At 28.8% G+C, this 3,051-nt stretch carries 4 protein-coding genes; all 4 read right to left on the reverse strand.

Annotation, left to right across the window (positions count from 1 at the left end; translation table 11 throughout):
• Positions 1 to 157: 157 nt before the first annotated feature.
• The 4 genes from RDX53_RS13915 to RDX53_RS13930 all read right to left on the reverse strand — a co-directional run bounded on the left by RDX53_RS13915 (position 158) and on the right by RDX53_RS13930 (position 2,817).
• Positions 158 to 469, reverse strand: a complete 312-nt coding sequence (locus RDX53_RS13915; protein ID WP_295572040.1) for a hypothetical protein — start codon at positions 467 to 469, stop codon at positions 158 to 160.
• Between the two features lie 151 nt (positions 470 to 620).
• Positions 621 to 1,046, reverse strand: a complete 426-nt coding sequence (locus RDX53_RS13920; RefSeq protein WP_195931818.1) for a hypothetical protein — start codon at positions 1,044 to 1,046, stop codon at positions 621 to 623.
• Between the two features lie 363 nt (positions 1,047 to 1,409).
• Entirely contained in the window at positions 1,410 to 2,042 is a 633-nt protein-coding gene (locus RDX53_RS13925) for a hypothetical protein (RefSeq protein WP_195931817.1), read from the reverse strand.
• 82 nt (positions 2,043 to 2,124) lie between these two features.
• The gene (locus tag RDX53_RS13930) at positions 2,125 to 2,817 is read right to left on the reverse strand and encodes an NAD(P)/FAD-dependent oxidoreductase (protein ID WP_295762542.1); all 693 of its coding nucleotides are present in this window, start codon (positions 2,815 to 2,817) and stop codon (positions 2,125 to 2,127) included.
• Positions 2,818 to 3,051 lie beyond the last annotated feature (234 nt).

The following is a 3,051-nucleotide window of genomic DNA, read 5'->3' on the forward strand; positions in this document are numbered from 1 at the left end:
AAGCTTTATTTTTTTACTTATTTTTACTAATCACTATTTGTTTCTTGTTACTTACTATTTATTGCTTATTACTTATTGTTTATTACTCTTATTATTTTTATATTTATATTCTTATTATTTATAGATTTTTATATCCGTTTTCTCCAATTATATATATTTAACTTTTATCTTCGCTTTTTTCTTTTTCTTTTTTATATTGATCATAGTCATACTTATTTATTTTATATCTGGCATTGCATTTACTACACTGGACGATTGCTCCTCCTTTAAACTTCATATAAATCCCTGCTATCGCCATCATCACAGCAAGTCCTAAAAAGACAAGTGAAATAAATGACATAATTGGTATAAAGTAAAATATTACTGCGCATATTATAGAATATAAGCTCATTTTCCATAAATTTTGTGAAGCACTTATAATTTTAGCGTCACTTTTACATCTTTTGCACTTTATAGTTTCATTGGCCATAGTATTATCCCCCTATATTATTTAAATATACTTTAATAATACTAGATATTGTTGAAAATTTCCTCAATTATTTGTCTTTTTAATTGTTTCTTTTAGTTTAATCTTGATTATATATTTTCATTTTTTATTTTAACATTTAAATGATTTATTTCTATTTGCTCTTGCCTTTTATTACAGTTTTTCTACACAAATCATTTTTAAGCATATCGTCGAATTTTATCGCAAAATAGCTTAAAAATACCCATGCCAAACTGAATATAAGCGAAATTTGTCCGTTTATATTGAATTTTAAATTTTTATAGTCCCAAATATTCAGTCCTAATTTGATATTTAGAATATATCCTGAAATATATTCTATAATAGTTATAATAATAGCGCTCAAAATACACTGTTTATACATCTTCATCTCCGGCGTTATATCGTTTATAAGACCAGCTAGCATACCGCACAGGCCGCCTACTATTATCATGGATGGATGAGTATACCCCCTAAAAATCATCTCGATATTAGTGTAGACGCACCCCATTATGATTACTATCAGAAGCTCTTTTATTATAAAATCTTTAATATTATTCAATCGCTCCACCTCCACAATATAAATTATGTACAACCTGTTTTAAAAATGAGTATAAATCAAAAATTCTATCACCAATGACTTCGTACATTGCTTTAAAATTCACTTCGCTCATAGCGCAACAACTTCGGATATTACTTAAACACAAAAAAAAGCCCCATTTTTAATGGGGCTTTCTTGGTGCACTTCCAATCCCTACTAACAAGTTATAGACTATACAAATATCACTTAACATGAAGTTGATTGAAGTTGGTCGAGTACACAAATATTATTTACAATTTTATAATTGTTATGCTTTTTTTATAATTATTACGTTTTTTAATGTTTTTTAAAAAGAATTACACTAAATTATAATTATTTTAATTATTATGCTATTTTGCTTATTATAAATTCATTTTGACCTAATTCTCTATATTCAAATTCACTATTTAGATCTTTTACGAATTCTTTTATCCATAGACCTCTAAGGTTGTAGAATACGTCTACATCAACGCCTTCTTCTGCCCAAAGTTCTTTATGAACGCATATTCTTCTAACCCATTTAACAGCATCTTCGTCAGATTCTATAACTTGGTTTACATGGTCGCATGGCATACCGTCTAATATATAGTCGTTCATGCAGTTGAATATTTCAGGAGCGTTTTCGATAGCTCTTTCAGATGTTACTTCACTAGCAGCTTCTTTAGCTTGGTCTATGTAGACTTTTTCTAAAGCTGATATTTTGTCGTTTTGAATCATAAATTTAGTCCAAGCAGCCATTCTTCCTTCTGCTCTGTGGATTCTATCTTGTAACCATCCATGTATATTGTTAGTGTCTATTATTTCTTCTAGGTTTTTATTTTCTAATTTAGCTCCGTATTTAGCTTCTATTTCAGATTTTACACCTTCTATATCAAGCCCTTCACTCTTTGCAGTTTTGATTATTTCTTCTTCTAAATTTTCAAACCATAATATTTTGTTAAATAACCAGTAATGTATCTTTCCTAAAAATAAACTCATTTCTAAAACTCCTTATTGCTAAAATTTCTGTTATATTTACTTTATTGTAAAAGTTTATTTATCTTTTATTTAAATTGAGATTTTATTTAAATTCTGTTTCTAATTTTTTCTCTAATTGAGCTATTTCTAAAACATCATCTCTAAATTTATCTATTGTTATTCTGTCTATAAAATCGCCTAGTTTTTCGCCCATAAGCGCATTTTCTTTATAGTAGTTTAAGATGACTTCTACTAAAGCGAAAGCTTGATCTTCAGTTAAGCCACGAGTGACGATATCCGCCATTCTAGGGTAGAACCCTGCGCTACCACCTACTGTAACGAAAAACAGCTTGTCAAAGTCGACTAAGACGCCGATATCCTTAGCATACACACTTCCACAAGAATTCCTACATCCAGCAACACCTATTTTAGTTCTGCATGGAAGCTCCATCCCCTGAAATTCTCTGCTAAGTTTCATACCTATTCCAAGTGTAGGGTATTTTGATCTTTTGCAGAAATTAGCTGGACACATCTCCACATTTTTCAGTGAATTTTGAGTCACAACAGCTGGTTTCATGCCAAGTTCGTCCCAAACAGCAGGAAGGTCCTCTTCTTTTAAATTAGTTATTAATATTCTTTGTCCTGATGTTATTTTTATGATGCCGCCATGTCTCTCAGCAACAGCAGCTAGTTTTATAAGTAAATCAGGTTTTATAAATCCTCCTGGAATATGAGGAGTTATCGCAAAAGTTCTTTTGCCGTTTCTTATCTTTTGTAAATTTCCGTAATGAGCCATTTTGCCTCCTTTATAAATCTATATACAAGTAATTATTTTTTAATTTATCTTTAAAGTGACTTCTATATAATACCTTTTTTTGTTTGTTTTTTCAGTAACATTTGTTACAGTTTTATAAGTTTTAACTTTTTGTTTTGAATATAAATTTTAGCTTTTATTTTTAATAGTTTTTATAATATGTAAAAATTATATTTTTATTAGATTTCCCAGTTTTGAATAAAATAATTATATAGA

It is taken from the genome of uncultured Intestinibacter sp. (assembly GCF_902468165.1).
GTDB lineage: Bacteria > Bacillota > Clostridia > Peptostreptococcales > Peptostreptococcaceae > Intestinibacter.

What these genes read in the sequence shown, in the direction of transcription:
- RDX53_RS13925 (WP_195931817.1), bottom strand. Translation starts at nt 2,042, where the DNA reads ATGAGTTTATTTTTAGGAAAGATACATTACTGGTTATTTAACAAAATA.
- RDX53_RS13915 (WP_295572040.1), bottom strand. Translation starts at nt 469, where the DNA reads ATGGCCAATGAAACTATAAAGTGCAAAAGATGTAAAAGTGACGCTAAA.
- RDX53_RS13930 (WP_295762542.1), bottom strand. Translation starts at nt 2,817, where the DNA reads ATGGCTCATTACGGAAATTTACAAAAGATAAGAAACGGCAAAAGAACT.